Annotated in this window: 1 protein-coding gene; it reads right to left on the bottom strand. The window is 35.4% G+C overall.

Annotated features, from left to right (window positions below; all coding sequences use genetic code 11):
* Positions 1-254, bottom strand: a 254-nt coding sequence (locus AAEY88_RS14605) for a hypothetical protein (protein WP_350563545.1), incomplete at both ends; no start/stop codon positions are given.

Here is a 254-nt window from a genome sequence, read left to right as displayed (position 1 = left end):
GATTTATAATACCCAGAAGATTCGGCTGTTTTGTCACGTTCGTTTGTATTAGTACCGTAATATACTTTTTGTCCTGTTATGTATAAATAAGCTTCCCATAATGTTTCAGTCAAAGGCGTTGCACCATTTGCTGGCAACTCATCTATTTTATTCAATAAAATTACTTTATCGGCCCCCACTCTTGCTAAAACATAACCACCGTTATCCCCATTAAAACGCATTAGTCCAAAATCAATATCTTCGTTGTCATTTAC

The sequence above is a fragment of the Psychrobacter sp. CAL346-MNA-CIBAN-0220 genome (assembly GCF_040309805.1).
Classification (GTDB): domain Bacteria; phylum Pseudomonadota; class Gammaproteobacteria; order Pseudomonadales; family Moraxellaceae; genus Psychrobacter.
This window is presented reverse-complemented; position numbering and strand designations above follow the sequence as displayed.